The sequence below is a fragment of the Pseudomonas sp. NPDC087804 genome, assembly GCF_044742965.1.
In the GTDB taxonomy this organism is placed as follows: domain Bacteria; phylum Pseudomonadota; class Gammaproteobacteria; order Pseudomonadales; family Pseudomonadaceae; genus Aquipseudomonas; species Aquipseudomonas rustica.
Window position 1 is genome coordinate 58,673 of record NZ_JBIUVN010000030.1, and the last position, 4,197, is coordinate 62,869.

Consider the following 4,197-nt stretch of genomic DNA (forward strand, 5'->3'; position numbering starts at 1 on the left):
CGTGATCTTATTGAGTAAACCCATGCACTACGGATGGAGCTACTGGGGCGGCCGATCAGCACGATCCCGCCAAATCAGGGCGGGGCGCGGCATTTTGCAGGCGAACTTTATGCCCTTCAAGGGATTATGACGGGTGACGGAAAATTAACTACAAGTCATGCCGTGACCGAATGTCGCACATGCACGGTCGAATCCCTTACAGGCCGTGCCCTGCAAGGATTCTGGCGCAATATGGAAAAATTTCTCATCGGTGACGTGAATAGGCCGCAATGCGTCGTGAATGGAGGCTCAAAGCCACGTCCGCAGGCGCTTGTAGGACGTCTGTACGACTTTCGGATACAGTCTGTGCATATGCGACAAATAGTTATATCTGTAGGGCTTTGGTTTTTCTGACTACGAGGTCAGCAAATGCTGAAAGCCTTTAGCCTTCAAGGCTGTAGCTCTGTGCCTGATTTACCAGCCAGTCACGAAAAGCCTTCAGAGACGCCGATTCGACCTTTCGTTCGGGAATCATCAAGTAATAGGCCTTGATGCTGGAGAGTGCCTGCGGGTTGGCAATTACCAGGCGTTTCTCCGCCAATTCCCGCTGAATCAGGAACGGTGGAATCAGCGCAATCCCCATGTCGTGCATGGCCGCTTGGGCGAGCATGGAGAATAGCTCGTAGCGCGGACCTGTCATGTCGCGGGGGATATTCAGCTGTTGCGAGTTGAACCACTGTCGCCAGGCGTAAGGGCGGGTGGTCTGTTGCAGCAGCGGCAGATCGGCAATTTCATCGGCTGTCAGAAGCGTCTTGCTGCCGAGTAGGGCGGGGCTGCACACCGGCATCGGATTTTCACCCATCAGCCTGTGGGATTCGGTACCCGACCAATCGGCATCGCCGAAGTAGATCGCCGCATCGAACTCAGTGTCGGCAAACAGGAAGGGCCGCGTGCGGTTGGTCAGGTTGACCGTGACTTCCGGGTGCTTGAGCTGGAAATCCTTTAGGCGCGGCAGCAGCCATTGCGTACCGAAGGTCGGTACCACCGCCAACTCGATCACATTGGTGCCTTGCTGGCCCATCACCGAGAGGGTGTCGCGCTCAACCGCATCGAGTTGCGTTGCGACCCGACGACTGTAGGAAAGTCCTGCTTCGGTCAGTTTCACTCCTCGTCGCGAACGCCGGAACAGTTCGACGCTGAGGAATTCCTCAAGGCTGGCGATTTGTCGGCAAATCGCACCCTGGGTGAGAGAAAGTTCTTCGGCGGCGCGGGTAAAGCTTTCGTGACGTGCGGCGGCTTCGAAGCTGATCAGGGCGGTGGTGCTGGGGATCTTCCTGCGCATGTACGTCAACCTCACTAATGCGCCGCATAAAAGGCATTTCGCGACGTTTCGGAGTGAGAAATTAGCACAACAGAATGCGAAATCCTCGTTTGCCGCGACGGCGAACCGCGCCTAGGATCAATGCCACGTTAATTCACCCGATTTACGAGGACACACTCATGGGCGGTAAAGCTAGCTTCAACTGGATCGATCCCCTGCTGCTGGATCAACAGCTCACCGAAGAAGAGCGCATGATCCGCGACACCGCCGAGCAGTTCGCTCAGCAGAAGCTCGCGCCGCGTGTTCTCGAAGCTTTCCGTCATGAGAAGACTGATCCGGCGATCTTCCGCGAAATGGGCGAAGTCGGCCTGTTGGGCGCGACCATCCCTGAGCAGTACGGTGGCAGCGGCCTCAACTACGTCAGCTACGGCCTGATTGCTCGCGAAGTGGAGCGGGTCGACTCCGGCTATCGCTCGATGATGAGCGTCCAATCGTCGCTGGTAATGGTACCGATCAACGAATTCGGCACCGAAGCCCAGAAACAGAAATACCTGCCGAAACTGGCGTCCGGCGAATGGATCGGCTGCTTCGGCCTGACCGAGCCGAACCACGGTTCCGACCCGGGTGCGATGATCACCCGTGCACGCAAAGTCGAAGGCGGCTACAGCCTGACCGGCGCGAAGATGTGGATCACTAACAGCCCGATCGCCGATGTGTTCGTGGTCTGGGGTAAGGACGATGCTGGCGACATCCGTGGCTTCGTACTGGAGAAGGGCTGGAAGGGCCTGAGCGCTCCGGCGATTCACGGCAAGGTCGGCCTGCGTGCATCGATCACCGGTGAGATCGTCATGGACAACGTGTTCGTGCCGGAAGAGAACATTTTCCCGGACGTGCGCGGTCTGAAAGGCCCGTTCACCTGCCTTAACTCTGCGCGCTATGGCATTTCCTGGGGCGCACTGGGCGCTGCCGAGTTCTGCTGGCACACCGCTCGCCAGTACACGCTGGATCGTCAACAGTTCGGTCGCCCATTGGCCGCTACTCAATTGATCCAGAAGAAACTCGCCGACATGCAGACCGAGATCACGTTGGCGCTGCAAGGCTGCCTGCGTCTGGGTCGTATGAAAGATGAAGGTACTGCGGCGGTCGAAATCACTTCGATCATGAAGCGCAACTCCTGCGGCAAGTCGCTGGACATCGCCCGTATGGCGCGCGACATGTTGGGCGGCAACGGTATCTCCGACGAGTTCGGCGTGGCCCGTCACCTGGTCAACCTGGAAGTGGTGAATACCTATGAAGGCACTCACGACGTTCACGCGCTGATTCTCGGCCGTGCGCAAACCGGTCTGCAGGCGTTCTATTAATAGGAGAGCGACCATGGGCGCGCTGTCGCATCTGCGGGTACTGGATTTATCGCGAGTGTTGGCCGGGCCGTGGGCCGGGCAGATCCTCGCCGACCTTGGCGCCGAAGTGATCAAGGTTGAGCGCCCGGGTAATGGTGACGACACGCGCGCCTGGGGGCCGCCCTTCCTTAAAGACGCTTATGGCGAGAACACCTCGGAAGCGGCTTATTACCTGTCGGCCAACCGCAACAAGCAATCGGTGACTATCGACTTCACGCGTCCTGAGGGGCAGAAGCTGGTGCGCGAGCTGGCGGCGAAGTCGGACATCCTTATCGAGAATTTCAAGGTCGGTGGTCTGGCGGCGTATGGGCTGGACTATGAATCGCTGAAGGCGATCAATCCGAACCTGATCTATTGCTCGATCACCGGGTTCGGCCAGACCGGGCCGTATGCCAAGCGCGCTGGCTATGACTTCATGATTCAGGGGTTGGGCGGGCTGATGAGCCTGACTGGTCGTCCCGAGGGTGATGAAGGTGCCGGGCCGGTAAAGGTCGGTGTGGCGTTGACGGATATTCTTACCGGTCTGTATTCGACGGTGGCAATTCTTGCAGCGTTGGCACATCGCGATCACGACGGGGGTGGCCAACACATCGATATGGCGTTGCTGGATGTGCAGGTTGCGTGTCTGGCGAACCAGGCGATGAATTATCTGACCACGGGCAATGCGCCTACGCGTCTGGGCAATGCGCATCCGAACATCGTGCCTTATCAGGACTTTCCTACGGCCGACGGCGATTTCATTCTTACCGTGGGTAACGACGGGCAGTTCCGCAAGTTTGCCGAAGTGGCGGGGCAGCCACAGTGGGCTGACGATCCGCGCTTCGCTACTAATAAGCTGCGGGTGGCGAACCGGGCGGTGTTGATTCCGTTGATTCGCCAGGCGACTGTGTTCAAGACGACTGGCGAATGGGTTGCCGAGCTGGAGCAGGCGGGCGTACCTTGTGGGCCGATCAATGATCTGTCGCAGGTGTTCGAGGATCCGCAGGTGAAGGCGCGTGGTCTGGCGATAGAGTTGCCGCACGCACTGGCGGGAATGGTGCCGCAAGTGGCCAGCCCTATCCGCATGTCGCAGACACCGGTTGAGTATCGGCGTGCTCCTCCTTTATTGGGTGAGCATACGCTGGAGGTTCTTCAAGGTGTTCTGGGCTTGGGCGCGGGTGCGGTGGCTGAGCTGAAGGCGGCTGGGGTGCTCTAAAGATCCCTTCTATATAGAAGGGATCACGTTTGCTTCCTTTATATAGTTGCATTTGGTCGTTATTTAACCAATCTGCAAGTGATTGAAAGAAAAGCGAAATTAACGGTTGACGGCAAATTCCAGACGTCTATAATTCGCCCCACTTCCGGCGCAGTCGAAACGGAAAACTCCTTGAGATTCAATGAGTTAAGTAGGTTTCGGCAGCAGGGTTGCTTCAGTTCATCGAAGCCAAAAGGAAGTTGAAAAAGAGGTGTTGACAGCAGCGTGTAACGCTGTAGAATTCGCCTCCCGCTGACGAGAGA

At 57.6% G+C, this 4,197-nt stretch carries 4 protein-coding genes; 2 read left to right on the forward strand and 2 right to left on the reverse strand.

Going from position 1 to position 4,197, the window contains the following annotated elements:
• Positions 1-421: 421 nt before the first annotated feature.
• Entirely contained in the window at positions 422-1,321 is a 900-nt protein-coding gene (locus ACIOMO_RS24335) for a LysR family transcriptional regulator (RefSeq protein WP_401244030.1), read from the reverse strand.
• Between the two features lie 158 nt (positions 1,322-1,479).
• Here ACIOMO_RS24335 and ACIOMO_RS24340 point away from each other — a divergent pair, with 158 nt between their 5' ends.
• Together ACIOMO_RS24340 and ACIOMO_RS24345 are read left to right on the forward strand one after the other, a co-directional pair.
• A complete protein-coding gene (locus tag ACIOMO_RS24340) occupies positions 1,480-2,661 on the forward strand; it encodes an acyl-CoA dehydrogenase (protein WP_159813315.1) in 1,182 nt (393 codons plus the stop codon).
• A gap of 13 nt (positions 2,662-2,674) precedes the next feature.
• The gene (locus ACIOMO_RS24345; protein ID WP_401244032.1) at positions 2,675-3,895 is read left to right on the forward strand and encodes a CaiB/BaiF CoA transferase family protein; all 1,221 of its coding nucleotides are present in this window, start codon (positions 2,675-2,677) and stop codon (positions 3,893-3,895) included.
• Between the two features lie 59 nt (positions 3,896-3,954).
• On the opposite strand, the gene ACIOMO_RS24350 is transcribed toward ACIOMO_RS24345, so the two are convergent.
• Positions 3,955-4,197 (reverse strand): hypothetical protein (locus ACIOMO_RS24350; RefSeq protein WP_401244034.1); only part of this gene is annotated, 243 nt, incomplete at its 5' end.

Bases quoted from the DNA above. Each gene is read 5' to 3' on its own strand.
- ACIOMO_RS24340 (WP_159813315.1), top strand. From the start codon at position 1,480: ATGGGCGGTAAAGCTAGCTTCAACTGGATCGATCCCCTGCTGCTGGAT.
- ACIOMO_RS24345 (WP_401244032.1), top strand. From the start codon at position 2,675: ATGGGCGCGCTGTCGCATCTGCGGGTACTGGATTTATCGCGAGTGTTG.
- ACIOMO_RS24335 (WP_401244030.1), bottom strand. From the start codon at position 1,321: ATGCGCAGGAAGATCCCCAGCACCACCGCCCTGATCAGCTTCGAAGCC.